This is a genomic window from Brevibacillus fluminis (genome assembly GCF_003710825.1).
Classification (GTDB): domain Bacteria; phylum Bacillota; class Bacilli; order Brevibacillales; family Brevibacillaceae; genus Brevibacillus_D; species Brevibacillus_D fluminis.
Map to the genome: position 1 here is coordinate 147,646 of NZ_RHHQ01000004.1, position 24,256 is coordinate 171,901.

25 protein-coding genes and 3 tRNA genes are annotated in these 24,256 nt (G+C 48.9%); 6 read left to right on the plus strand and 22 right to left on the minus strand.

Annotation, left to right across the window (positions count from 1 at the left end):
• Positions 1-33: 33 nt before the first annotated feature.
• From EDM56_RS02960 to EDM56_RS02995, 9 genes are all read right to left on the minus strand, one after another.
• On the minus strand, positions 34-1,512 hold the full coding sequence (locus tag EDM56_RS02960; protein WP_122916395.1) for an acetaldehyde dehydrogenase (acetylating): 1,479 nt from the start codon (positions 1,510-1,512) through the stop codon (positions 34-36).
• Positions 1,509-1,898, minus strand: coding sequence for a BMC domain-containing protein (locus tag EDM56_RS02965; RefSeq protein ID WP_246009237.1), 390 nt, complete (start codon positions 1,896-1,898; stop codon positions 1,509-1,511). The genes EDM56_RS02960 and EDM56_RS02965 overlap by 4 nt, the downstream gene beginning before the upstream one ends.
• Before the next feature lie 41 nt (positions 1,899-1,939).
• On the minus strand, positions 1,940-2,725 hold the full coding sequence (locus tag EDM56_RS02970; protein ID WP_122916396.1) for a DeoR/GlpR family DNA-binding transcription regulator: 786 nt from the start codon (positions 2,723-2,725) through the stop codon (positions 1,940-1,942).
• A 25-nt stretch (positions 2,726-2,750) separates the two neighbouring features.
• Positions 2,751-3,917 (minus strand): saccharopine dehydrogenase family protein, encoded by a 1,167-nt coding sequence (locus tag EDM56_RS02975; RefSeq protein WP_122916397.1) that lies wholly within the window; start codon positions 3,915-3,917, stop codon positions 2,751-2,753.
• Between the two features lie 115 nt (positions 3,918-4,032).
• The gene (phnW, locus tag EDM56_RS02980; RefSeq protein WP_122916398.1) at positions 4,033-5,154 is read right to left on the minus strand and encodes a 2-aminoethylphosphonate--pyruvate transaminase; all 1,122 of its coding nucleotides are present in this window, start codon (positions 5,152-5,154) and stop codon (positions 4,033-4,035) included.
• A 2-nt stretch (positions 5,155-5,156) separates the two neighbouring features.
• Positions 5,157-5,951 (minus strand): phosphonoacetaldehyde hydrolase, encoded by a 795-nt coding sequence (gene phnX / locus EDM56_RS02985; protein ID WP_122916399.1) that lies wholly within the window; start codon positions 5,949-5,951, stop codon positions 5,157-5,159.
• Between the two features lie 16 nt (positions 5,952-5,967).
• Entirely contained in the window at positions 5,968-7,674 is a 1,707-nt protein-coding gene (locus EDM56_RS31335; protein WP_183192271.1) for a putative 2-aminoethylphosphonate ABC transporter permease subunit, read from the minus strand.
• A gap of 15 nt (positions 7,675-7,689) precedes the next feature.
• Positions 7,690-8,742, minus strand: coding sequence for a putative 2-aminoethylphosphonate ABC transporter ATP-binding protein (locus tag EDM56_RS31340; RefSeq protein WP_183192272.1), 1,053 nt, complete (start codon positions 8,740-8,742; stop codon positions 7,690-7,692).
• A gap of 47 nt (positions 8,743-8,789) precedes the next feature.
• On the minus strand, positions 8,790-9,863 hold the full coding sequence (locus tag EDM56_RS02995; RefSeq protein WP_122916400.1) for a putative 2-aminoethylphosphonate ABC transporter substrate-binding protein: 1,074 nt from the start codon (positions 9,861-9,863) through the stop codon (positions 8,790-8,792).
• Between the two features lie 274 nt (positions 9,864-10,137).
• On the opposite strand from EDM56_RS02995, the gene EDM56_RS03000 reads away from it, so the two are divergent.
• Entirely contained in the window at positions 10,138-10,683 is a 546-nt protein-coding gene (locus EDM56_RS03000) for an MgtC/SapB family protein (protein ID WP_122916401.1), read from the plus strand.
• A gap of 77 nt (positions 10,684-10,760) precedes the next feature.
• On the opposite strand, the gene EDM56_RS03005 is transcribed toward EDM56_RS03000, so the two are convergent.
• The 4 genes from EDM56_RS03005 to EDM56_RS03020 form a co-directional block, all read right to left on the minus strand.
• Entirely contained in the window at positions 10,761-11,873 is a 1,113-nt protein-coding gene (locus EDM56_RS03005) for an aminopeptidase (protein ID WP_122916402.1), read from the minus strand.
• Positions 11,874-12,035: 162 nt separating this feature from the next.
• Positions 12,036-12,122: transfer RNA gene (locus EDM56_RS03010), tRNA-Leu, on the minus strand.
• 5 nt (positions 12,123-12,127) lie between these two features.
• Positions 12,128-12,203: transfer RNA gene (locus tag EDM56_RS03015), tRNA-Thr, on the minus strand.
• Between the two features lie 9 nt (positions 12,204-12,212).
• Positions 12,213-12,305 (minus strand) — tRNA-Ser (locus EDM56_RS03020).
• A gap of 141 nt (positions 12,306-12,446) precedes the next feature.
• On the opposite strand from EDM56_RS03020, the gene EDM56_RS31345 reads away from it, so the two are divergent.
• A complete protein-coding gene (locus EDM56_RS31345) occupies positions 12,447-12,584 on the plus strand; it encodes a hypothetical protein (RefSeq protein ID WP_183192273.1) in 138 nt (45 codons plus the stop codon).
• Here EDM56_RS31345 and EDM56_RS03025 read toward each other — a convergent pair.
• A complete protein-coding gene (locus EDM56_RS03025; RefSeq protein WP_183192274.1) occupies positions 12,575-13,345 on the minus strand; it encodes a class I SAM-dependent methyltransferase in 771 nt (256 codons plus the stop codon). The genes EDM56_RS31345 and EDM56_RS03025 overlap by 10 nt on opposite strands.
• Before the next feature lie 119 nt (positions 13,346-13,464).
• Here EDM56_RS03025 and EDM56_RS03030 point away from each other — a divergent pair, with 119 nt between their 5' ends.
• Complete coding sequence (locus EDM56_RS03030) at positions 13,465-13,767, plus strand: HesB/IscA family protein (RefSeq protein ID WP_122916404.1); 303 nt, start codon at positions 13,465-13,467, stop codon at positions 13,765-13,767.
• 44 nt (positions 13,768-13,811) lie between these two features.
• Here EDM56_RS03030 and EDM56_RS03035 read toward each other — a convergent pair whose 3' ends face one another.
• From EDM56_RS03035 to yneA, 3 genes are all read right to left on the minus strand, one after another.
• Positions 13,812-16,076, minus strand: a complete 2,265-nt coding sequence (locus EDM56_RS03035; RefSeq protein ID WP_122916405.1) for a HelD family protein — start codon at positions 16,074-16,076, stop codon at positions 13,812-13,814.
• A 104-nt stretch (positions 16,077-16,180) separates the two neighbouring features.
• The gene (locus EDM56_RS03040) at positions 16,181-16,378 is read right to left on the minus strand and encodes a DUF896 domain-containing protein (RefSeq protein ID WP_122916406.1); all 198 of its coding nucleotides are present in this window, start codon (positions 16,376-16,378) and stop codon (positions 16,181-16,183) included.
• A 95-nt stretch (positions 16,379-16,473) separates the two neighbouring features.
• Complete coding sequence (yneA, locus tag EDM56_RS03045; protein ID WP_122916407.1) at positions 16,474-16,827, minus strand: cell division suppressor protein YneA; 354 nt, start codon at positions 16,825-16,827, stop codon at positions 16,474-16,476.
• A gap of 152 nt (positions 16,828-16,979) precedes the next feature.
• Here yneA and lexA point away from each other — a divergent pair, with 152 nt between their 5' ends.
• Entirely contained in the window at positions 16,980-17,603 is a 624-nt protein-coding gene (gene lexA / locus EDM56_RS03050; RefSeq protein ID WP_122916408.1) for a transcriptional repressor LexA, read from the plus strand.
• A 79-nt stretch (positions 17,604-17,682) separates the two neighbouring features.
• On the opposite strand, the gene EDM56_RS03055 is transcribed toward lexA, so the two are convergent.
• Positions 17,683-18,168 carry a DUF456 domain-containing protein gene (locus EDM56_RS03055; RefSeq protein ID WP_122916409.1) on the minus strand — a complete coding sequence of 162 codons (486 nt, stop codon included), beginning with the start codon at positions 18,166-18,168 and terminating at the stop codon, positions 17,683-17,685.
• Between the two features lie 298 nt (positions 18,169-18,466).
• Between EDM56_RS03055 and EDM56_RS03060 the strand changes: the two genes are divergently transcribed.
• Both EDM56_RS03060 and EDM56_RS03065 read left to right on the plus strand, forming a co-directional pair.
• Entirely contained in the window at positions 18,467-18,862 is a 396-nt protein-coding gene (locus EDM56_RS03060; protein WP_122916410.1) for a MerR family transcriptional regulator, read from the plus strand.
• On the plus strand, positions 18,859-19,620 hold the full coding sequence (locus tag EDM56_RS03065; RefSeq protein ID WP_122916411.1) for an SDR family oxidoreductase: 762 nt from the start codon (positions 18,859-18,861) through the stop codon (positions 19,618-19,620). The genes EDM56_RS03060 and EDM56_RS03065 overlap by 4 nt, the downstream gene beginning before the upstream one ends.
• A 63-nt stretch (positions 19,621-19,683) precedes the next feature.
• Here the strand turns inward: EDM56_RS03065 and EDM56_RS03070 are convergent, their stop codons facing one another.
• The 4 genes from EDM56_RS03070 to EDM56_RS03085 form a co-directional block, all read right to left on the minus strand.
• A complete protein-coding gene (locus EDM56_RS03070; RefSeq protein ID WP_122916412.1) occupies positions 19,684-20,892 on the minus strand; it encodes a macrolide family glycosyltransferase in 1,209 nt (402 codons plus the stop codon).
• A gap of 127 nt (positions 20,893-21,019) precedes the next feature.
• Positions 21,020-22,354 carry a type I glutamate--ammonia ligase gene (glnA, locus tag EDM56_RS03075; protein WP_122916413.1) on the minus strand — a complete coding sequence of 445 codons (1,335 nt, stop codon included), beginning with the start codon at positions 22,352-22,354 and terminating at the stop codon, positions 21,020-21,022.
• Positions 22,355-22,386: 32 nt separating this feature from the next.
• The gene (locus EDM56_RS03080; RefSeq protein WP_122916414.1) at positions 22,387-22,791 is read right to left on the minus strand and encodes a MerR family transcriptional regulator; all 405 of its coding nucleotides are present in this window, start codon (positions 22,789-22,791) and stop codon (positions 22,387-22,389) included.
• Between the two features lie 191 nt (positions 22,792-22,982).
• Positions 22,983-24,254 (minus strand): methionine gamma-lyase family protein, encoded by a 1,272-nt coding sequence (locus EDM56_RS03085; RefSeq protein WP_122916415.1) that lies wholly within the window; start codon positions 24,252-24,254, stop codon positions 22,983-22,985.
• Positions 24,255-24,256 lie beyond the last annotated feature (2 nt).

Consider the following 24,256-nt stretch of genomic DNA (forward strand, 5'->3'; position numbering starts at 1 on the left):
CTCACTATTTTTCATGTATTGTTCGTTACCGATTTAGCCTTTCAGCTCCACAAGTACGGAGCGAATCAGCTCTTTTAACTCATCTTTGCTGAATAGCTGTGCTGATTGTGCGTGGGAAACCGCCTCTGTGACCACTTGCTCTGTAGCCACTTGCGGAACTTCCATTTCTTTTATGCCGTAAGCGACACGCTTTGTATTGAACAAATGTTGCGGCCCGATGTTATCGGACGTGATATTGCCACCTAACGCTCCACAGCCGAGGGTCAGCGACGGAAGAATACCCGTAGTTGCGCCAATTCCCCCAAAGGTAGTACCAGCGTTCACGACAATGCGGGAAGCAGGTTTATTTCGGCAAAACGACTCCACAACTGCTTCGGACTCCGCATGTATGCCGAGCGTGTGGCCAAGACCGCCAAACTGCAGCAACGTGGTGCACAGCTCTTCGGCCTCCTGCTGGTCTTTGGCTGTGTACATCGCGAGAACCGGGGCCAGCTTTTCGAACGAGAACGGATAGGTTTTACCGACGCCGTCCTCTTCCGCAATCAAAACTTTCGTGCCAGCCTCGACGATGATCCCTGCGATGTCCGCGATGGCTTGAGGCGATTTGCCAACCAGCGCGGCAGACAGTCCGCCATTTGAGACAAGAGAGTCACCCACCCGTTTCTTTTCATGATCATCCAAAAAAGCCGCCCCTTGCCGTTTGAATTCCGCGATCACTTTATGCCGGATCCTTTGATCAACGATGAGAGCCTGCTCGGAAGCGCAGATCGTCCCATTGTCGAAAGTTTTGCTTTGGATAATGCGACGAACTGCAGCTGGAATGTCTGCGCTTTCGTGCAAATATACCGGAACATTGCCGGGTCCCACTCCATAAGCAGGCTTGCCAGAGGAATACGCCGCCTTGACCATTTGTGCGCCGCCTGTTGCTAATATCAGTCTTGTGATCCGATGGCTCATCAGCTCGTTGGTCGCTGCCAATGTCGGTTTTTCCACGCAGCCGATCGCCCCTTTTGGTGCACCGGCCCTTTCTGCCGCAGCCTGCATAACTCGCGCCGCCTCTAACGTGCAACGCGCAGCATTCGGATGTGGACTGAAAACGATGGCATTGCCCGCCTTGAGCGCGATCAGCGCCTTGTAAATCACCGTAGAGGTCGGATTCGTCGACGGAATGATCGCCGCAATGACACCAAATGGCTGTGCAATCTCCCACACTTTTTTATGGGCGTCCTTATGAATCGTGCCGACTGTTTTCATCTCTTTGATCGCGGCATACACATCGCGAGCCGCAAACATGTTTTTGGCGGTTTTATCGGGCACATTGCCAAATCCCGTCTCTTCCACCGCAAGTGCGGCCAGTCGCGCGGCCGCTTCCCCCGCCGCTTGCGCCATGCTCTTCACAATGGAGTCGATCTGTTCCTGGCTATACAATGCCAGCTCGCGCGCCGCGGCATCTGCTTGGTCCAACGCATCGCGCACCTCTTGAATTGATTGCAGATCCGTATCAATCATCACGCTTCATCTTCACCTCGTTTCTCTTGTCCTGTTGCCTCCAGCAATGGCGGCTGCGGTTTTTTCTTCGCCTGTGCCTGTTTGCTTGCGACAGTTGGGGCTGATTTACTCTCCAGCCGTTTGATCAGTTGCTGGACGCTCTGATCCGGGCGGGCGATCACGTGCGAATGGCGCAAACGCCCCACCCGCATCGCCGCAGCCTCACCTGTCGCGACAGCTGCCTGTACGGCAGCGACGTCGCCGATGATGTAGATCGTCACGATGCCCGCGTCTGCTTGCTGATACGTAATGATTTGCACATCGGCCGCCTTCGCAGCCGCATCGGCAGCTGCAATTAGAGCAGGAAATCCGATCGTCTCGATCATGCCCAATGCTTTTGCTTCACTCACTTCCGATCACCCTCACGCGATTTGCTGTTAGTTCCTTGCCGTTATTGCGCAACGATCCAATTGATGTCGCGGTCTTCCAGCTCCTGCTTCCAGTCCTTCGGGGCACACACGCCGCTGATGATGATGTCGATCTCTTTCAGGTCGCAAATTTTGTAAAACGTGCCCAAACCGATTTTCGATTGGTCTGTCATGACGATGCTCGTTTTGGCGTTATCGATGTACGTTTTCACAACCAACGCCTTCTCGACGTCATAGCTGGTGATGCCCTGCCGCATCGAGATGCCGTCGATGGACAGGAACGCTTTGTCGATATGAAAATTTTCAATCATGTTTACGGACAATGCACCTGACGTGCGCAAATGCTTGGGCTGGACCTTGCCGCCGATAAAGTATAGCTCGCCCGTCAAAAGCCCTTTGTTTTGATAGTCCATTAACAGCGAGAGCGCGGGAAAAGAACCAGTCAGGATCGTCACATTTTGCTTGTGGATCAAATACGGGATGATTTGCTGTGTCGTCGTCCCGTCATCGATAACGATCACGTCATTGTTTTGCACCAGGAGGGAAGCGGCCTGGCCAATAAGCTGCTTCTCCTCCGCATACAGCACTTCCCGTTTTAAGTGCGAGGGCTCTTCGCGATCGTAGTTGATTTTGATCGCGCCACCATAGACGCGTTTAAGCCGCTGCTCCCCCTCAAGCTCCTCCAAATACCGCCTAATTGTTTCGGACGATACTTGCAGCTTTTCAACCAGCTCATTCGTCCGTACTTTCCCGGCGAAATTTAAAATATTGAGAATGATTTCCTTGCGCTCTTCTCCGATCAATGACACGGATTCGCCCCCTTGCTTCGATCGGCTAGTCCGCGAGCTCTTGCACCTCTTCATGGATGAAAATCTGCCGCTTTTCCAGCTCCCGGAATACTACTGTTGGGTCGAACGCCTCTTCCGGCGTGATAACACCCGTCGCGTTCACTTGTCCGCGCGCGATCATTTCCGTCGCGATCGCCATCGGGATGCCGACATTGCGCGTGTAAGCCCGCAATCCTTCCCATCCCGGCTGTGAGCCATCGGAGCGCGGATGAGTGTGGTACAAGGAGTGCATCACGTTTTTGCCACCTCTCTTCCCCGTTACTTCCACATGTAAGGAATAGCCGTACAGCTCTGTCTCGCGGCCTTCCTTCGAGTTGTAGAGATAATCGGCGATGCAATCGAGCACACCGACCTCCTGACCGTTCACTGAGAATTTGTCATTGCGCATGAAACCCCAGTCGTACAGCGCTTTAACCAATTGCATATTTTTCATCGGCCACGTTCCGCGCACCTCGATCAGCTTGACACCTTTCTCGCTCAATGCTTTCGCAAGCGTCTTTGTCTCCGCATGCGGAATGATGTACTGCACGGTCTTACCGTATGGTTCAGGCAAGTTGATTTCGCGCGGGCGTGCAAAGGGCGGCACTTGGACGAATTCACCGTTTTCGAACACGATCCGTCCAGGCAAGTTCGGGTCATATTCATACGTGGTCGTCTCCGCGATGGATTTGGAAAATGCAATCGGCCGAAACGCACCGTGACTGACCCGTACTTCGTCAACCTCATCCAACTGATTCGCGGCATGCATCGCCATCATCTGCGTCACCCCTGGTGTCATGCCAAACCCAGGCAAGCATGTTTTGCCGTTTTTCCGAAAGATTGGATCGAACTCATCTTCAGCCCCGAATCCGTTCAAATTGATCCCGTGGCACCCGGCTTCCGCAATGCAAGCGGTTGACAACCCGTTCAAGGTGATCGTCGTTCCATCCATAACAATGTCGTAGCCGCGCATTTGATTAACCGTCGCTTCATGGTCCCTCACGTTGACTTTGACAAAATCGACCCGCGGATCATTCAATTGTTCGACCAGCTTGATGCCCACTTCTTCGTTGAAATCGCCAATCGTAATTTTCTCGAATTGGGAATGCAAGACGAGATCGAGCACGGATTCTCTGCAGATGTTGCCGGCACCACCCAAGCAAAACACTTTCATTTCGAATCCTCCCTTTTGGTTCAAGCATGTAACATGCACAGAAAAGTGAATTCATTGCACATACAACACATTGTTTGAGTTGTTTTTCCTTGGTTTATTTGGCAAAAAAACGCGGTTACAACCAGAACCGATTTCGTTCGATCGCTTTCACCAGTCGTTCCATATCTTCCGGAAAGACGTGGCCAATGTTTCCGATGCGGAACGTATCCGCTGCCGAAATTTTGCCAGGGTAGATGACGAAGCCTTCTTTTTTCAACCGTTCATAAAACCCCGCAAACGTAAAGGCACTCTCTTCTGGATAGTAAAAGGACGTAATGATTGGCGACTGATGATCGCGTGTAAGCAGTGTACGGAAACCGATTTGCTCCATCCCTTCGACCAGTGTGCGCTGACTTGTGAGGTAGCGATCAGCTCTCGCACTAACTCCGCCTTCTTCCTCAAGCTCCAGCATGGCTTGGTAAAAGGCACGCACCACATGCGTCGGGGACGTATAACGCCATTTTCCTTGTTGGTCTTCCATCGCCTGCCATTGGTCGACGAGATCGAGCGAAAGCGACCGCGCCTGCCCTTTGCATTTGATCAGTTCCTCCTCTTTTGCGAGCACAAAGCCGAAACCTGGTACACCCTGGATGCACTTGTTCGCGCTGCTGATGAGGAAATCGATTTGCAGTGCCGCGATGTCCATTTCCACACCGCCGAAGCTGCTCATGGCGTCCACGATAAAAACTTTTCCATACTCCTTGGCAATTTTGCCTACTTCTGCAATCGGGTTGAGCATACCGGTGGTTGTTTCGCAATGAACGACGGCAACGTGTGTAATCGATGGGTCGCTTTTCAGCAGCGTATCGAGTTTCTCCGGTTCGGCTGGCGAGATTTCCCCAAAGTCGAGCACGACATTAGCAATATTCAGTACATTCGCCATTTGCACGATTCGGTTTCCGTATGCGCCGTTGGTCAAGATGGCGAGCTTGCCGTCCCGCGGCACCACGGTTCCAATCACCGCTTCCACGGAAAAGCTGCCGCTCCCTTGCATCAGGACAGATGTGTAGCCTTCCGGGTTCTCTGCTGAGATTCCCACAAGCTTGTGGCGGATTGACTGAACTAGCTCGTTGTAATCCCGATCCCACGTGCACCAGTCACGCAGCATGGCAGCCTTTACACCTTTTGTGGTCGAAAGCGGTCCTGGCGTTAACAGTAAATACGGATTGTCCGGCAATGTGTTTTGATCAAATGTCATCGTTATCTCTCCCCCTGTGCGAGTCGCAAATTGATTTTAGGAATCACTTTGTCCAAATCGCCAATCGTGTCGATGATGTAATCCGCACCGGCAGCCTTGAACTTTTTGGCGACTGCCTCCATACGGTCCGCGAGCTCATCCGGGTCGCATACTGCCACTTCCTGCTCGTTCATCCCGAGCTCACTGCTACCTTTCAATATCCCGACGGACCAAGCACCAGCACTTACCCCCTCCTTGATGTCGCTTAATGTGTCGCCGACCTTGATGACATGCTTCATCGGATAGACTCCCAGGTTGATCGCGTTTTGATAGCACATCCACGGATACGGCCGCCCCTGCGGCATTTCTGTCGGCGTCACCATCGAGTCCGGTGCATAGCCGCGCTTTTTCGCTTCCGGCGCCACGACAGCCATCATCTCTTTCGTGTAACCGGTTGTCGAACCGATCTTGATCCCATCACGTCTCAATCTCTCGACCAGCTCCAGCACACCCGGAATCGGCGTACAATAGTTTTTCAGAATGGAGAAGAGCATCGGCTCGAAATCCGCGTACAGCATATCCACATCTTTTTCCGTCGGTGTCCTGCCATATTTCTCCTTCCATAGATTGGCGATGCGCTCCATTTTCAGCATCGTGTCAATGTGATCCCACTTTAAAAGTCCCATTGGTGCGCGTGCCTCTTCGTGCAGCACCTCGATGCCGCGTTTGCGAAACACTTCAATGAACACATCCAAGGGAGCGAAACAACCGTAATCGACGGTTGTTCCCGCCCAGTCAAAAATGACAGCTTTGATCATGATTTCCTCCCCTACCTTATCTGGTTTGCCATGCCTCGACACGCTTGCGCAATCGCTTGGTGACGAATTCGTAGACGATGCGGATCAAGATGTTCGTCAATACGATCAGCACGGACATCGCTGCGGCTGGCGCAACATCCCCGGCATCGTCCATATTGACGATCGCCACCGAGGCCAGCTTGAAATCGGCAGAATACAGGAAGACGACTGCCGAGATCGTGACCATCGAGTTGATGAAATAATAGACCGCAATTTCCAATATGGTTGGCAGCGACATCGGCACGGTCACGCGGAAAAACGTCTTGTAAAACGGGACCCCCATCGATTCGGAAGCCATCTCAAATTCACGGTCTAGTTTTTTCAAAGCCGATGTCGCGGAGATGAACGGTACAGCGTAAAAGTGAATGACATTCGCTAAAATGAGGATTGCGATTGTCCCATACATCCAGTTCAACGGATTATCCGGGTTGTTGAAGTAAAAAATGTAAGCCAAACCGATCACCAGTCCCGGCAATGCGAGCGGCAAAATGGAGAGAAAATAACCGATCATCCGCACACCCTTGAGATAGCGGGACTTCTCGATCAGGTAGGCATACAGGAATGTAATGATCGTACCTGCCACCGCCGAGTAAAAAGAGACGGTCAAGCTGTTCCAAAACGGCTCCAAACCTTCACCCGCAACGTTGGAAAAATCAAAGTGCATGAACGAGAGCGACAGGTCATAGGGCCATACTTTCACCATGGAAGCGAAGACAACGGTGATAAGCAGAATGAAGATTGCCGCTGAAATAACGGTGCAATAGGCGAAATACAAGTTGTCCCGCCACGATTGCGGCACGATTTTGTACGGCGTTGATTTGGCCGTGATGGCCGCGCTCTGTTTTCGTTCAACAATGCGGTCTACGATGAAGGCCAGGATGGCCGGCAGGATCAAAATGAGTCCAACGGTCGCGCCCATCGATAGATTTTGCTGTCCGATGACGTGCTTGTATACATCGGTTGCCAGCACATTGTACTGCCCGCCCACCACTTTCGGGGCGCCAAAATCCGTGAAGCTCATGCTAAAGCAGACGAAAACTGCGCTTACGAGCCCATACTTGACATTCGGTAACGTGACGGTCAAAAATTTGCGCGTTTTCCCAGCACCAAGCGTCTCGGCTGCTTCATATAAATTGTAGTCTGCGAACATCAGCGAGGCGGCGAGGATTAAATAGGCTTGCGGGAATGTATAGATGACCTCCGAGATGATGATCCCGACAGGACCGTACAGCTCGATCTGGATGCCATGCTCAAACAATCCGAAAAATCCTTTTGTAATCAGCCCCTGATTGCCGAACAAATAGGTGAGGGCGATCCCGTGCATCATCGTCGGTGAAAACAAGGGAAGGAGCGCCACATACCGGAAAAACACTTTCCCTTTCATGTTCGATCGCGTCAGTGCGTATGCGTACAAAAAGGCGAGCGAGACGGAAATCAGTGTCGTAACAACCGAGATGTACAGCGTGTTGGTAAACGAGAGCGAAAGCGCTGGGGTGGAGAAATAACGGATGAGATTGGTAAACCCGATATAGTTGCCCTGACTGTCCACGAACACTTTGCTGAACAAATCGCCCAATGGCAGCATCACGCTGATAAACAGGCTCACGACCATCGCGGCGATCAAAATCTTTTGGAGCCATTCATCCCGCCCCATTTTCTGACGGACGACTCTAGTCGAAAACATCGCATCACCCCCTCGTCACTTTGCCATTTTCGCTTGGTCAAACGAAATCAGGCGCTCCATCGGCAGTTCGAGCCAAACCGGTTTGTTTTTGGACAAACGCAGGCGTGTTGCTTGGTGCACGGGCAAATCAATCGTCATGAACGATTCTGCAAGTTCCCCCGCATCAGAGCGCAGCTGAAGCAGCACGCGATAGATCGAGCCTCTGAATTCCATGTCTCTGACAATCGCTCTGATCCCATACCCTTCGTCGTCGTTTTGCTGCTCCACAACGTGGACGTTTTCCGGACGGATCGCCAGCAGTCCATTTTGCTCCTGCTGCAGTCCGGCAAAGTGGTTCGGTTCAAAAAAATTGATCGCACCGATGAAATCAGCGACAAATGGCGAGTTTGGTCGATCATACACTTCCTGCGGTGACCCCACCTGCACGACTTCCGCATTGTTCATGACGACGATTTTGTCCGCCATCGTCAGCGCTTCGTCTTGATCGTGCGTGACCATGATCGTCGTGATCCCGATTTTTTCGTGCAGGTTACGGATTTCCCGCCGCAGCTTCAGCCGAACTTTGGCATCGAGCGCGGACAGCGGTTCGTCCAGCAGCAAGAAATCAGGTGACAGTGCGATCGCCCTCGCCAAGGCGATACGCTGCTGCTGTCCACCGGAGAGCTGGGATGGATACTTGTCACGAATGTGAGTCAAATCGATCAGCCCCAGCACTTCGCTTACTTTATCCGCAATCTCCTTTTTGGTCATTTTTTTTGCTTTCAGTCCGTAAGCGATGTTTTGGGCGGCGGTCAAATTCGGAAATAAGGCGTACGATTGGAACATCATGCCAAAGTTCCGTTTGGCCGGAGGCAAAGAGGTGATCTCTTTGCCATTGACCATGATCCGTCCGGTGTTCGGCTGTTCCAGTCCGGCGATGATCCGAAGCAGTGTCGTTTTGCCACAGCCGCTCGGCCCGAGCAAGCAGACAAATTCATTCTTCTCCATAGAGATGTTGATATTGTGTAACGCCGTAAACTTTCCAAATGTTTTGGAAATTCCTTGGATGGAGAAATATGACTGTCTCATGATTTTTTGACCTCCTCCTCTCTTGCGTTGGTGCGCATGACCTTCTTCTAGTTTTTTGGCTCGCTCTTGGTGCTGAAGCGCTTATCCCACTCAGCAAGCCATTTGTCACGCTCGGTCGCGCTCTTGTTCAGATCGTTCTTCATCAGCTGCTTCAAAGGATCGGCTGGATAGCCTTCCGGATAAACTTGATTAGGGTTTGCTACAGCCAGGATTGCGAAATTTTTGCCATACTCCTTCATAGCATCATCCGAGATGGCCCAATCGAGGAACGTTTTGGCCTCTGGCTTGATCTCTTTTTTCTTCACCAATGCGTTCGATTCCGGGTCCCAACCAGAGCCTTCTTTCGGGAAGACGACTTCTACCGGAGCACCTTTTTTCTTCTCCGTCACACCGCGATAGCCAAAGGAGATGCCGATCGGATACTCGCCCGCTGCAGCCATTTTCGCTGGCTTGGAGCCCGAGTGAGTATAGATGCCGATGTTATCATGCAGCTTGCTCATGTAATCCCAGCCTTGCTCTTCACCAAACAGCTGCAGGAAAGCGGCGATGGTGAAAAATCCAGTGCCGGATGACGAAGGATTCGGCATGACGATCAACCCTTTGTACTCGGGCTTGATCAAATCGGCGTAGGATTGCGGAATGGGAAGGTTGCGCTTCTCCAGCTCGACTTTGTTGACGACGAAAGCGGTTTCATATACATCGATCCCTACCCAATGCGCCGGCTCTTTATCATCTTTAAACTGTGGCGACACTCGCTCTACCCCTTTTGGTGAATAAGGTTCCAGCATGCCGTTATGGTCGGCGACCAACAAGCTGGAGGCGGAGACACCCCAGACCACGTCTGCTTGTGGATTATCTTTTTCCGCTAACAATTTTGCTGTGATGACACCCGTTGAATCGCGAACGATATTGACTTTGATATCGGCATTGGTCTTCTTGAACGATTCCAGATACGCTTTGATCTGATCGTCTTCCAATGCGGTATAGACCGTGATTTCTTTCGAACCGCCGGATTGCGAGGGATTTGTTTGTGACGTTTCCGTACTCTTGCCTCCGCCGCAACCGCTCAAAACCGTAATGGTCAAAGCAGTCAAAGCCAATGGATGCCACCATTTTTTCATCTTATTGCCCCCTTTTGGATGGAATTGCTTTTTTCTTTTTCCAAATTCGCTTGAATTCCCTTTGCTTCCTTCTCATTCCCTTTTGTTTCAGCAATCTCCTTGTTTTTTCTTGGTATTTTCCAAACCACACTCCATTCTTTATACAATTCCACAAAAAATCATTGTTTTTTGCTTTTTTTAGTTGATTTTACTTTGGTTGTGATTATTATATAATTAATTGAGCAAAAATTTCAAATATTTTTTATCTAAATTTTTAACAAAATGAGGTGTTGCCATGGAATACTTGACCCTGATGTATGAACAGCACGTGATCGCCAATTTGGAGATGTATTTACGGGTCTTGATCAGTGCGGTTCTCGGCCTGTTTATCGGCTGGGACCGATCGTTCCGGCACAAGCCTGCCGGGCTCAAAACGTATACGTACGTGTCGGTTGCATGCACCCTGATCACGCTTGTCTCCATTTATTCCGCCAAAGTGTATGCCATGCCGAACGTCGGGACGCAGATGGACCCAATGCGGCTTGCAGCTCAAATCGTGACAGGACTGGGCTTCCTCGGCGCCGGTGTCATTCTGAAGGACGGTCTGCAAGTGAAAGGTTTGACCTCGGCGGCGATGATCTTTTTTGCAGGCGGGGTTGGAATCGGGATTGGTGCAGGGTTTTATGGCATCGTCATTTTTTCCGTGCTGGTCACATTTTTGTGCGCGCGCTTCAGTTCCCGTTTTGAAGAAAAATCGCTTCGCCGAACCGCTGAGCATCCGCATGCTCACACGGCTCACGAAGCGTTTCACGAAACTCATTCCTATAAAGAGCATGGTTGATTGAGATGCGATGATGGGAGCTTGCAGTGATATGGGCATGAAAAAAAGGAGGGCTCATCCCCTCCTTTTTCCCATTTTCATCCTAGCAGTCGCTGCGGATTCAGCCCTTCCAAAGCGGCTGGAACAAACAGACCGTCCTTGCGTATCAACACATCGTCAAACCAGATTTCCCCACCGCCATACTCGGGACGCTGAATGGAGACCAAATCCCAGTGAACCCTGCTGCGATTGCCATTGTCGGCTTTTTCGTACGCCCTTCCCGGTGTCAAATGGAAGCTTCCCGCGATTTTTTCGTCGAACAGTGTATCACCCATCGGATGAAGAATTCCTGGGTGAAACCCGATGGCGAACTCGCCGATATAGCGAGCGCCCTCATCCGTGTCGAGAATGTTGTTCAGTTTTTCCGTATGGTTCGCTGTCGCCTCTACGATTTTTCCACCCTGGAACTGCAACTGAATATGCTCAAATGCATGGCCCTTGTACACGCTCCCGATGTTGTAGGAAATCGTGCCATTGATCGAGTCGCGCACTGGCGCCGTATACACCTCGCCATCGGGAATGTTGCGTTTTCCCGCCGCGATGACCGCTCCAATCCCTTTTATGGAAAAACTCACATCCGTACCCGGTCCGACGATTCGTACCCGATCGGTTCGCTGCATCCAATCGTATAAAGGTACAGCTGCATCGTGCATCCGTTTATAGTCAAACGCGCATACATCAAAGTAAAACTCTTCAAACTCCTCGGTTGGCATTTTCGCTTTTTGGGCCAATGCTGTGTTCGGGTAGTTAAGCCGCACACCCTTTACCCGATTATCAATGTGCTCAGCAATCGACTGAAACGCCGATACATAAAGTCGGTATTTCACCTCCGGCACGCGGCTAAGCTCGCTGTCGTTTTGCTCGCCATGAATCCCGATATAGCCATCCATCTCATTCCACATCTGTTCTTCCCATTGCGCAAGCTGATTGGCTTGCGTGGCGCTAACACCTTTCAACCATTCGCTTTGCAGTTGCTGCCGCTGAAGACGAACATAAGGAAAAGCTCCTTTTGCATACAGCTTGCGCACCAGTTCGCGAGCAAGCGGCTCCCCTTCGTCAGTCACCGCGATCATGATCCGTTCTTCCGGCTGCACATCCAGACTGTAGGAAACGATATTTTCTGCAATTTTTGCAAGACGGTGATCTTTCATGTTCATTCACTCCTCGTTCTTGTCGCTATCGATCGTAACAGCTCAAGATCAGAGGAAAATCAGAGGAAGTAAAAAAGTTTAACTAGTTAGCCATTCCTGACAATAATAAAAAAAGTCTCCACATTACTAATCCGTAATGCAAAGACTTTGATCTTTTATGTATGGTGCGGTCGAGAGGACTTGAACCTCCACGGTGTTGCCACCACTAGAACCTGAATCTAGCGCGTCTGCCAATTCCGCCACGACCGCAAACATGGTGCCGGCGATAGGACTTGAACCCACAACCCCCTGATTACAAGTCAGGTGCTCTACCAATTGAGCTACACCGGCAAATAGTTATGGCGGATGGGGTGGGATTTGAACCCACGAGACGAGTTACCCCCGTCTACACGATTTCCAATCGTGCTCCTTCGGCCACTCGGACACCCATCCAGCTTGTACAATTTCATCGCTCTTTCTTGGCGACAAGAATGAGTATACTACGAAAAGTTATCCAAAGCAATACCATTTTTAGACTTAATGAACATAGATTGTGAGCGGTTCGGGCATACTACTCCCAAAGGAGGGATTCCGATGGACCCGAACCGTCATCTGGATGAAACGGAATCAATGCTCGCAGATCTTTACGAGATGTACTATCCTCCACGCGACGAGGAAATGTATCACGAAATGGACTTGCTGAACTGGGTGGAGTGGAATGGCTATTTGTGACAAATAAACAGAAGCTCATTCCCTTGATCGATTGGCTGTCCAGCGTAACCACCGTATTCCGCTTCGATGGTGAAGCCGGCATCGCGCAGCAGCGTGCGGAGGTCATCCCCCTCATAATAACGCAAACGCAGCTTGTCGCGATGCTCCTTCACCGGCTTTTCCTTGTGTTGGATCCGGTAGATGAGATCGACCTCCAGTAAACGCAAAATCGGATCAAACGACTTGTTGAAGGAATGCCTCGTCATGATTTCACCCCCCGGCAGCATCGTCTCAAAATCAAGCTTCTCCTCTTTCGATTGCCACCAATCACCCATTGGTTTGCTAAGTCGAAACACATTGATCAGCAATCTCCCACCTACATGCAGATGACGGTAGCAAGTCTTCAAGCAGGATAGCGCTTCATCTTCGGTAGACAAGGCCTGGAAACTGCGGAACGCAGCGAAAATGAGCGAAAATTGTTGTCTGATGGAAAAGTCGCACATACTTTGCCTACTCACATGGATTCGTTGCTGTACATCAACAGGCAGCCCGTTTTTTTTCCGTTCCAATTCGGTAAGCATCGCTTCCGACAAATCGATGCCCCACACCTGGAACCCTTGCTGTGCAAGTGGCAGCAGTACTCTACCCGTACCGCATGCAAGCTCCAACACAGGGCCTTTTGCCTTTTCCGCCTGCTTTACGTAAAATGGAATGTCCATCGAAAATGGAATTCGCGGATCCCGATCATATAGAAATGCCGTGTTCTCATAGAGGTTCGCCACGCAATCTCCTCCCATTTGATCAAGTTTCTTCCACTGTATCACAGACAATCTATTTGCATGTCATTGTTTTTCTCTGGTAATATGATGAAGAGGTCAAGAACGTAAGGAGAAGATTCCCAATGAAATGTAAAATCACCCGCAACGCTGCAAAAAAAATTGCCGAAGTACTGGCTGAAGAAACCGATAAAGAATTAAAACTGCGCGTCTACATCACACACGCACACGGTGACCATGCCCATTACGGAATGGCACTGGACAAGCCTACTGACGATGACGTTGTAGTTTCGACCGATAAAGAAATCGATGTCATCTTGAAAAAAGGTGACGAGCTGCTCGACGGTGTCGTTATCGACTATCTCTACATGCCAGAAGAAGGCTTCGTCATCACCAACCCTGCCAAAGGAAATCATGGCGATCACTAATAAAAAAAAGCGGAAGAAGCATACAGCTTCAACCGCTTTTTTTGTTAGACTTCCTGTTCCGTCACCTGCTCCATATACACCTGTGCGGTTTGCAGCAATTCAGTCAATCCATTCTTGGCGCTTAACACAACCAGACGGTGGACTGGCCGAGTCATGGCGACGTAGAGCAGCTTAGCATCTTCTTCGTTTCGCCCGTAGTTTTCGGTGTCGGCGCCTACTAGGATAACCGCGTCAAACTGTAGCCCTTTTGTCATATAAGCAGGCATAACCACAATGCCCTCGGGGAACTCTGTATCCTTCGAGGAAAGCAAGACCGCTTCCGGCAAGCCAGCCTTGATTTGTTTGTGCAGCTTTTTGCACTGCTCCATAGACTTTGCTACGATCGCGATCGAGCGAAATCCTTCATCTGCAAGTTTAGTCGCATGCTGAATCACTGCGCCTGCCTCATCCGCTGCCTTCTCACTATGCTGATAAAGCGGTTTCGTGCCGTGGCGTAATACGGGTTTGGCCAAAAACAAATCAGGGATATCGATCTTTGCCAATACCTCATTGGCACACGTCATAATTTCTACGGTTGAGCGATAGCTTTGCTCGAGCTTATAAAACTGGACAGAGCTCCCTGCATATACACCCTTCATCAATTCATCCCAAGAATGTAAGCCACGGTAGGCATGAATTCCTTGGGCTATGTCACCGACGATGGTTACGGAATTGCGCTTGGTTGCAAGCGAGACGATCAAAATCTCGAGAGCGCTTAAATCTTGCGCCTCGTCCACCACTGCATGATCAAAACTGCCCGCCTGACTCATCCCTTCCAATGCATGCTGCAAATAAAGCAGCGGAGCCAAATCCTCCGTTTCAATCCGTTCTGCAGCAAAGATTTCAGCTGACGTCCTTGCTGTATCTGCCAAGACTTCTGCACGATTCTCCAGCTCAACGGGGGCGAATTTCTCCAGGAGCTCCTGACTTGCAAATAGCCCGGTATAAACCGAAAACACATCGAGTGTCGGCCAAGCGGCAAAATACTTATCGAGAATCGTGTCGATATTTTTTTCGAACTTGGCGAGTGCTTGCTTATCCAAATCCACTTTCAGTTCCCGTAGATGAGCGTACACCATCTTGTTTAGCTGCTGTTTGAGATGCTTGCGCAATTGGACAAGGCGCTCACGGAATGGCAGATTGGCATAATGCTCCATGAACAGCTTTTTGATCTCACTTCCATCGATCGCGAACACATGCTTCGTTCTGCTATATATGAAGCTTAAACGCTTGTAGTTGATTTGCGTCTCGATTAAGTCCGCCAAGTAGGCATCGAGCGTCGCTTTGCATGCGAGCGAGCCTTTCAAATGCATCCGATGACGCGCTTCCCGTCGTTGCGCTTCCCGGTTCTCTCCCTCTTCGAAGAAAAGCTGCAGCGGTTTGTTCGGATCGAGGATGCGCCAGCCTTTATTCATGAGCGGCTTCACCAGCTTAGCTGCCCAATCCATAAAGGTCGACTGCTGTACGTCTTCAACACCGAGCTCAGGGAGCACTTCCGATATGTATGTTAAAAAGAGTCGGTTCGGCGCGAACACCATGAACCGCTTTGAAGCGAGCGAATCTTGATAGTTATAAATTAAGTACGAGAGCCGATGCAGGGCGATCGTCGTCTTCCCGCTGCCTGCCACTCCTTGCACAAGAATCGGCCGGTCTTTTTCCGCACGGATGATGTCGTTTTGCTCCGATTGGATGGTAGCAACGATATCCTTCAAGCGGCTGTCATTGGTTTGGTCAAGGCTGGCCGACAAAAATTCGTCGATGTAGCCCTCATCAAGAAAATCGTCCGGATCGGACATTTCTCGATTGATCGTTTCCTTCACAGCTCCATCGTAAATGCCTGTGATCTTGCCTTCCTCAATCGCAAAGTTGCGCTTTAGCTTAACCTCGCCTCTGACGATTCCTTGTGGTGTTCGATAAAACGCGTCCTTGCTCTCGCCGCTATAATACAGGCTGGCAACCGGGGCACGCCAGTCGACAACGATCGAATCCATAGTATCGCTGCTAACTACGCCTCGTTTCCCGATATAGACGCTGTCCGTATCATACGTCTCGTCCTTCATAAAATCAACGCGGCCAAAATAAGGCTTCAAGCGCGATTGCGTAAGATAGGTCAACGTTTTCGCCAGGCCAGCGTTCACGATTTGCTTTACATAATCGTCAGTCGGATCTTTAATTTCTTCTGTGATCCAATCAACCTCTTTGTCGATCAGGTCGATTGTCTCATCCAATCGTTTCTGTTCCAATTCGTAAGCACTGTGCTTTGTTGTCATTCGCATACCCTCCCTTTTCGCCAGTCCGATCACGAGTAAAGCGAGTGGCCAAACTAGGTTTTACAGAGTGAAAAAAACATCCATTCGCAACGGCGTGGATGTCATTAATGCTTAAACTTATTCTCTTCTAGATCTTCTACATATTGAATGGAGTCAAGATTGGCTTTCAGCGAAGCTTTCATTGCATCGATGTATTTCCGTCTAAGCACTTGCTGCTCCGCTTTTTCGTCCTCAGTCAACCCAGAGCCTTTTGCCTTTTTGGCCAGTTCGTTAATGCGTTTAATTTCTGCGTCGGTAACCATAACTGCTCCTCCCTCACTATCGTGCTGACTAGCTATAATCAAACATCTATATATTATAGCAAGAGGCGGGAGCCAAACACAAGAGGGAAACTGTACTATTTCCAGTTGGTTGGTATTTTCAAAGTCTGCCCTTCATAGATGATGACATCCTTCATTTCGTTCAACGCCATAATTTGATCGATCAAGTCGTTTATTTCCAAACCGGTATCCGCGCGATAAGCAGAAGCGATCTCCCATAGGCTGTCTCCCTCCTGAACCGTAATCACCTTGACCGGAACTGACGTCGTTCCTTCTTCCGATGCGAACACGAAGCTTGTCAAAAAATAACTAAATAGCGCGATAAGTGCAAGAATAAAAAGGGCTTGTCCTCGTGTAATCGAAAGTTTGCTTCGCTTTGTCGTTGTTTCTTTATTCAAATGATGTGATGGTACATAAACATATCCTACCATAGTTACGACCCCCAAACAGATGTTCGATTTGTTCTGATATGATCATAATACGAACACATGTTCATGTCAAGAAAATTGTCGAACTTATGTTTGTCGAACAAGAATTCCCGTGTTATAATAGAGAAAAATGGTAAACGAATTGGGGTGTCAACGTGTCCAAGCTATCTAACCGTCAACAATCCATCATCGATTTTATTCGCAAGGAAGTAAAAGACAAAGGTTATCCGCCATCTGTTCGGGAAATCGGCGAGGCTGTCGGCCTTGCTTCCAGTTCTACCGTACACGGACATTTGGCTCGTTTGGAGAAAAAAGGACTTATTCGCAGAGACCCTACAAAACCGCGTGCAATCGAGCTTTTAAGCGATGAGGGGCGCGTTGCTGACGATTTCCCTGATTCTGTTGTTCGCGTTCCCGTTGTCGGAAAAGTGACAGCTGGTCTGCCTATCACCGCGATTGAAGATGTGGAAGACTACTTTCCTCTCCCAGAGAGCATCGTGACCTCGGACAAAGTATATATGCTGCGCGTATCTGGTGAGAGTATGATTGAAGCCGGGATTTTGGACGGGGATTATGTGATTGTTCGTCAGCAAAACGTAGCCAATAACGGCGATATCGTGGTAGCGATGACAGAAGAAGATGAAGCGACGGTGAAACGCTTCTTCAAGGAAAAAAATCACTTTCGACTTCAGCCTGAAAACGCCGCTCTCGAACCGATCATCTTGGACAGCGTTTCGATTTTGGGCAAGGTCATCGGCGTGTACCGGTTACTCCACTAAGTTACCTGAACGTTTCAAACAAAAAGGAAACGAACCCTTAAACGGATTCGTTTCCTTTTTTCATGCGCATGGTTCCGGTTTAGATAGCAAGGAAAAACCACACAATCATGACGATCTGCAAGAAGACTTTCATCACAGCGCTCCCCAAGAACGCGACGACCGAACCGACCCCCGCTTTGACCGCGTGTTCGAGTGGTTGCCGCTGCACGATCATCTCGACAATGATGACCAGCGCGAATGGAAACAAAATGATCCCAAACGGTGGAAACAAAACGGCCCCCAAAATGACCCCCACGATCGAGGCAAACTGCGACCACTTGGACCCGCCGTATTTTTTGACAAAATAAGCGTTCGTTAAAAAATCTGCTCCATACAATAAAATAGTCATGATTGCCATGCCCCACCAAAACGATGCTGGCAACCCTGCACCTGATCCTGCAATCGTGAACTGGTACAGCAGGAACCCCGCCCACAACAGCAGCATCTCCGGCAGCACCGGGAAAAAGACCGCAATTAAGCTGGCAGCAAACAGCGCTGCTACGATAATCCATAGGACAATGTCCATTTCCAATCCTCCTCGATCCAAAAACCACTTGCGTTACTCGTACTAGTATGTACGAATAAATGATCTTTCGGTTACATAAAACGATATGGCAGTTTTATTCGTAGCAGTAATCCTCTTTTTCCCCTACCCGAAACGTTTCAGACTAACGTTACTCCCCCACCGATTCTCGGTTTGAAAGCTTTTCGACCAAGCATCAAGAACGATGTCTTCCTGCTTCGTTTTTTCTGTTGACTTAAACCACGGTTTAAGTCGTATCCTATTCCTGTCGACAATGTAAGATCATTTTGGAGGTCTCCAAATGAAGTATTGTTCCATTAGCGAAGCTTCAGCCATATTCAATATTCCCGAATCGACGCTACGTTTTTATGAAAAAAAAGGACTATTACCACACATTGAACGTGACGAAGCTGGCAGGCGGTTATTTTCAGAAGATCAAATGTCGCTCCTTGAAACCGTTATTTGCTTAAAAAACACCCACATGCCCATAAGCGGGATTAAGCAATATATTGATTGGGTCGTGCAAGGAGATAACACAATTGAGCTCCGGCTTGAAATGATGAAGAATCACAAGCAAGCTGTACTAGCTGAAATATCGTTGATGACAGAGTCCTTAAAAGGGATTGACGTAAAAATTACCCGTTATGTAAAACGTACTCAGGAAAGAAAAAATAATCGAGAAGAGGAACGATCATGAAACTTTCAGGAAATACAATTCTTATTACTGGTGGAAGTTCTGGAATTGGATTCGCTTTTGCGGAGCGTTTTATCAAAGCAGGTAATCAAGTTATTGTTTGTGGGCGGCGTGAACAGGCACTTCAAAATGCGAAAGAAAAACTCCCCAGCCTTATTACTCGCATATGCAATTTAGATAGTGAATCCGAGCGTGTAGCATTGTTCGATTGGGTAACGGTCAACTATCCAGAAGTGAATGTGTTGGTTAACAATGCGGGAATCCAGCAACGCTTCAATGTAAGAAAAGCGGATGTGAGGAGTAATTGGAGTTATTTCAGAAAAGAAATCACAACCAACATCGAAGCACCTTTTCATCTCTCCATGCTGTTCGCTTCCTTTTTTGCAACAAAAGAAGAGGCGACGATCATTAACGTGACATCCGGGTTAGCTTTTACCCCTTTTGCGATTGCTCCGATTTATTCAGCAACGAAAGCGGCGCTTCATTCATTTACAATGAGCCTCAGACATCAACTATCCGATACGTCTGTAGAAGTCATAGAAGTTGCTCCCCCGGCAGTGAATACAGATTTAGGTGGAGCCGGGTTGCACACACATGGAGAACCATTAGATGATTTCGCAGATGGAATTTTCCAAGGATTAAAAGAAGGGAAAAAGGAAATTGGTTATGGCACTTCTGTGAATCGCTTACGGATGTCAAGGGATGAAGTCGACGAACACGTAGAAAATATGTATAAGGCAACGAAAAACACAATTGAATAGATGTTGCATTTGCATATAAAAAGAAACTCGCCTCAGTGTTGGCGAGTTTTTTTGCTTATCGTTTCAGTGTCCTATATGGTGTTGGCTTTTATATTCAAAAATCTCATCAACAGCTTTGCGATACCCACCCGATCGCAGAAAGGATTCCCCCATCTTTTCCGCAGCTTCTTTGAAAGAATGGTCTTGCAACACATGTTCTGCGGTTTCACGCAGTTGATATGCAGTCAAACTTTGCATTTGTAATGAAATGCCTGCTCCGATATTGGCAACTCTCTCGGCAATGACTGGCTGATCCGCGCTTTGTGGGAGTACAACGAGTGGAACTCCGTAATAAAGACCTTCATTGGTACTATTCATTCCGCCATGTGTAATAAATAATTTCGTATGTTTTAGTACTTCCGTTTGTGGAACATAGCTTTTTACAACGAAGTTTTTTGGAATATCCCCCAAATCAAAAATTTGAACTTTATTTCCAATCGACATGAGAATGGTATGCTCAGTGTTCTCAAATGCCCTAAAACAAAGCTTATAGAAATCAATCGATTGATTTACGATCGTCCCCAGTGAGATGTAAATCAGGCTTTTACCCTTGATTGCGGAAAAGTCGAAGGCTTCCTGCGTGAATCGTGAAGAGATGGAAGGACCTACAAATTTGTATGTTTGATCAAATGCTTCTCCAAATGGTTGAAACTCCCTCGTTATATACACGATCGTTTGTGGTGCAGGATTACAAAAAACTTCATAAGGAGACTGGATCTCCACATCATATTTTTCCTTCACCTTTTGCGTCAGGTTTTGATATTCATCTTGAATTGGTTTCAAGATATCAGCAGGAATTTTTTCAGTAAGCTGTTCTAGCATTTTATCGAATGATTCTTTTGACTGCGCAAACGAAGTACATGAACTAATGGCTGGAAGCTTCAAGATCTGGGCCAGTAACCGTCCACAACCAAACATGGAATCGTGAATGATGTAATCAAAATGCTCGCCTTTAATCTGTTCCAGTACGCTAGGTATGACGATATCTGCCGTAAGCAAAAGACCGTTGATTCTTTCGAGAAAATAATTTCTTCCACCTGAAATAAACGCTTTGATAAATTTTTGACCGTCAATTGTTCGTACAGTCGCTCCCGTCTTTTCCATACGCTCTCGAAAATCTTCTATCGTAACGTACACGACTTCTTCCCCACGCGCGATAAGTTCTTGCACCACCCCAATTGTTGGATTGACATGTCCCTCTGACCCACCATTAATAAATAATACGCGTGCCATATGTACCGCTCCTTTACTGTCCCAAGCCATTGCTCAATGCAAATAATGGAATAAAGTTTATCATAGCCATCCATGTAGCGCAAAAATAAAAACCCCTCGCACCAGATGGCACAAGGGGTCTCGCTCATTAATAAATGTTCATATATTGCTCGCGCTCCCAATCGTGTACGCGCGTGCGGAAAATATCCCATTCGATTTCTTTTGCTTCTACAAAGTGCAGCAGTGCATGTTCGCCCAGTGCTTCGCAGATGACTGGGTCTGCTTTCAGGCAGTCAACCGCTTCTTTCAAAGACGCTGGCAAGTTTTCGATGCCGCTTTCTTCGCGCTCTGCATCGGACATCACGTAGATGTTGCGGTCTACAGATGGTGGCAAAACGGTTTTGTTTTTGATTCCGTCCAAACCGGCTTTCAGCAAAACTGCCAATGCCAGGTATGGGTTTGCAGCTGGGTCCGGGTTGCGCACTTCGATACGAGTGGACAGACCGCGAGCTGCAGGAATACGCACCAATGGAGAACGGTTTTTCGCGGACCATGCTACATAACAAGGTGCTTCATAGCCTGGTACCAAGCGTTTGTAAGAGTTAACCAACGGGTTGGTGATCGCTGCGAAACCACGAGCATGCGCCAAGATCCCTGCGAGATAGTGACGAGCTGTCTCGCTCAAGCCCAATTCATCTTTCTCATCGTAGAACGCGTTTTCTTTACCGCGGAAGAGAGATTGGTTCGCGTGCATACCGGAACCTGCTACGCCATACATTGGTTTCGGCATGAATGTCGCATGCAGACCATGTTGGCGCGCGATTGTTTTAACTACGAGTTTAAAGGTGAGGATTTGGTCAGCAGCTTGTACCGCATCCGCATATTTGAAGTCGATTTCGTGTTGACCAGGTGCCACTTCATGGTGAGACGCCTCAATCTCCAGACCCATTTGCTCGAGGGCCAGTACGATGTCGCGGCGGCAGTTTTCGCCCAAGTCAAGCGGAGCGAAGTCGAAATAACCACCTTGGTCGTTAAAGTCAAGCGTCGGCTCACCTTTTTCGTTCATTTTGAACAAGAAGAACTCAGGCTCTGGTCCAACGTTGAAAGAAGTGAAGCCCATGTCTTTTGCTTCTTTCAGCACTTTTTTGAGGATTTGGCGCGGGTCGCCTTCAAATGGTGTACCGTCTGGATTGTTGATGTCACAGATCAGACGAGCAACTTTGCCGGATTCGGTTCCCCACGGGAACACAACCCACGTATCAAGATCTGGAGCAAGATACATATCGGATTCTTCGATACGAACAAAACCTTCGATGGAAGAACCGTCAAACATCATTTTGTTATCCAGCGCTTTAGGCAGTTGGGACAATGGGATTTCCACGTTTTTGATAATCCCCATCAGATCGGTGAATTGCAAACGAATGTACTTCACATTTTCTTCTTTTGCCAAGCGCAAAATATCTTCTTTTGTATACTTGCCCATTCTTTTTCTCTCCTCCTAGTGCTTTTGTTATCTTAGTGGAAGAACCGCGAAAGCTCCCCACGGATTAAAGATGTGTCATTTAGGCGGGACGGATTCATGATTTGCGTTTTTAACAGTTGACGCAATTCTTTGTCGGACATTTCCTTCCGTTTTGCCTCGGATTTTTCCGTAATAACCGTTTTCTCTACAGGCGGTTTCTGGATTAGCAGGACCTGTTTAATGCCAGCGATATTCAGGCCTTTTTCGATCAGCGCTTTGATTTCGAGCAGCTGATCAACGTCGTTAAAGGAAAAAAGACGTTGTTTACCTTCAGTACGTGCTGGTTGGATCAAGCCATTCTGTTCGTAGTATCGAATCTGTCGAGCCGTGAGTTCGGTTAACTTCATCACGATGCCAATCGGAAAGAGCGCCATATTTCTGCGGATCATATCACTCATATGAGTCTCCTCCTCTCGTAAACCGATTCATAACCCTATTGTATTCGCGTCAGCCTTCTCTGTCAATCACTGTTAGAAAAATTGACACGAACTCGTCAAACTTACGTGTAACGTACTACTCAATTGATATTCTCATATAAAAAAGCCGGCCTCTCCTGCGAGAAGAAACCGACTTTCCTATTCCTACAACTTTATTTCAATTCCAACAGCCCTTGCGCCAACAAACCATCCAACGCTGTCAATACTCCCACTTTTACATGCGAGTAGGTCAGTCCACCCTGTACAAAGCCCATATACGGCGGACGGATCGGACCGTCAGCAGACAGCTCCATCGTTGCACCCTGCACAAAGCTTCCCGCTGCCATGATAACTGGGTCAGCATAGCCAGGCATTTCGCTCGGATACGGAGTGACATGGGCATCGACAGGAGACGCCTTCTGAATGCCTTGACAAAACGCGATGAGGCGCTCGGCCGTGCCGAACTCGATCGATTGGATCAAATCCGTGCGCGGTTGATGCCACAGAGGGTTAGTCTTAAAGCCGAGGCGCTCGAGCATGCCGGACGAGAACACCGCTCCCTTGATCGCTTCGCCGACGACGTGCGGCGCAAGGAAATAGCCTTGATACATCTCATGCAGCGAATAGAGAGTCGCTCCACCTTCCGCACCGATCCCCGGCGCTGCCATGCGGTAGGAAGCGAGACGTACGAGGTCAGCGCGGCCACAAATGTATCCACCGGTTTTCGCCAGGCCGCCGCCCGGATTTTTGATTAGGGAGCCAGCTATAATGTCGGCTCCTACTTGCAACGGTTCTTTGTCTTCCGTGAATTCGCCGTAGCAGTTATCGACGAACACGATCAGATTCGGGTTGATTTCTTTAATGAACGAAACCATTTCCTTGATCTTGGCAATCGTGAACGATGGACGATCCGCATAACCGCGGGAGCGCTGGATGCCGATTACTTTCGTTTTCGGGGAGATCGCTTTCGCGACACTATCAAAGTCGACATCACCGTTTGCCAAGAGCGGCACCGCTTGATAATCAATGCCGAACTCTTTCAAGGAGCCTTGGTTTTCTCCACGAACGCCAACCACTTCTTCAAGTGTATCGTACGGTTTTCCCGTCATATAGATCAGTTCATCGCCAGGGCGCAGCATGCCAAAAAGCGTGATTGCGATTGCATGTGTGCCGGACACGATTTGCGGGCGGACGAGCGCTGCCTCTCCGCCGAAAACATCCGCATAGATCGATTCCAGCGTCGAACGGCCTGTATCGTCATAGCCGTATCCGGTTGATGGTGCGAAATGAAATTCGTTAACGGCATGCTTTTGGTACGAGCGCAGAACCTTTAGCTGGTTGAAGTCGACCATTTGATTGATTTCCTGATGACGCTTGGCGATCATCGCCTCGACTTCCTCCACGATCGGCTTCAGTTGCGCCCCGTGCGTAAATAATTCATACATTG

Bases quoted from the DNA above. Each gene is read 5' to 3' on its own strand.
- glnA (WP_122916413.1), bottom strand. From the start codon at position 22,354: ATGGGCAAGTATACAAAAGAAGATATTTTGCGCTTGGCAAAAGAAGAA.
- EDM56_RS03055 (WP_122916409.1), bottom strand. From the start codon at position 18,168: ATGGACATTGTCCTATGGATTATCGTAGCAGCGCTGTTTGCTGCCAGC.
- EDM56_RS03035 (WP_122916405.1), bottom strand. From the start codon at position 16,076: ATGACAACAAAGCACAGTGCTTACGAATTGGAACAGAAACGATTGGAT.
- EDM56_RS03065 (WP_122916411.1), top strand. From the start codon at position 18,859: ATGAAACTTTCAGGAAATACAATTCTTATTACTGGTGGAAGTTCTGGA.
- EDM56_RS31340 (WP_183192272.1), bottom strand. From the start codon at position 8,742: ATGAGACAGTCATATTTCTCCATCCAAGGAATTTCCAAAACATTTGGA.
- yneA (WP_122916407.1), bottom strand. From the start codon at position 16,827: ATGGTAGGATATGTTTATGTACCATCACATCATTTGAATAAAGAAACA.
- phnW (WP_122916398.1), bottom strand. From the start codon at position 5,154: ATGACATTTGATCAAAACACATTGCCGGACAATCCGTATTTACTGTTA.
- EDM56_RS03040 (WP_122916406.1), bottom strand. From the start codon at position 16,378: ATGGTTACCGACGCAGAAATTAAACGCATTAACGAACTGGCCAAAAAG.
- EDM56_RS31335 (WP_183192271.1), bottom strand. From the start codon at position 7,674: ATGTTTTCGACTAGAGTCGTCCGTCAGAAAATGGGGCGGGATGAATGG.
- EDM56_RS03000 (WP_122916401.1), top strand. From the start codon at position 10,138: ATGGAATACTTGACCCTGATGTATGAACAGCACGTGATCGCCAATTTG.
- EDM56_RS31345 (WP_183192273.1), top strand. From the start codon at position 12,447: ATGGACCCGAACCGTCATCTGGATGAAACGGAATCAATGCTCGCAGAT.
- EDM56_RS03060 (WP_122916410.1), top strand. From the start codon at position 18,467: ATGAAGTATTGTTCCATTAGCGAAGCTTCAGCCATATTCAATATTCCC.
- EDM56_RS02975 (WP_122916397.1), bottom strand. From the start codon at position 3,917: ATGAAAGTGTTTTGCTTGGGTGGTGCCGGCAACATCTGCAGAGAATCC.
- EDM56_RS03070 (WP_122916412.1), bottom strand. From the start codon at position 20,892: ATGGCACGCGTATTATTTATTAATGGTGGGTCAGAGGGACATGTCAAT.
- EDM56_RS03080 (WP_122916414.1), bottom strand. From the start codon at position 22,791: ATGAGTGATATGATCCGCAGAAATATGGCGCTCTTTCCGATTGGCATC.
- EDM56_RS02995 (WP_122916400.1), bottom strand. From the start codon at position 9,863: ATGAAAAAATGGTGGCATCCATTGGCTTTGACTGCTTTGACCATTACG.
- EDM56_RS03030 (WP_122916404.1), top strand. From the start codon at position 13,465: ATGAAATGTAAAATCACCCGCAACGCTGCAAAAAAAATTGCCGAAGTA.
- EDM56_RS03005 (WP_122916402.1), bottom strand. From the start codon at position 11,873: ATGAAAGATCACCGTCTTGCAAAAATTGCAGAAAATATCGTTTCCTAC.
- EDM56_RS03085 (WP_122916415.1), bottom strand. From the start codon at position 24,254: ATGTATGAATTATTTACGCACGGGGCGCAACTGAAGCCGATCGTGGAG.
- phnX (WP_122916399.1), bottom strand. From the start codon at position 5,951: ATGATCAAAGCTGTCATTTTTGACTGGGCGGGAACAACCGTCGATTAC.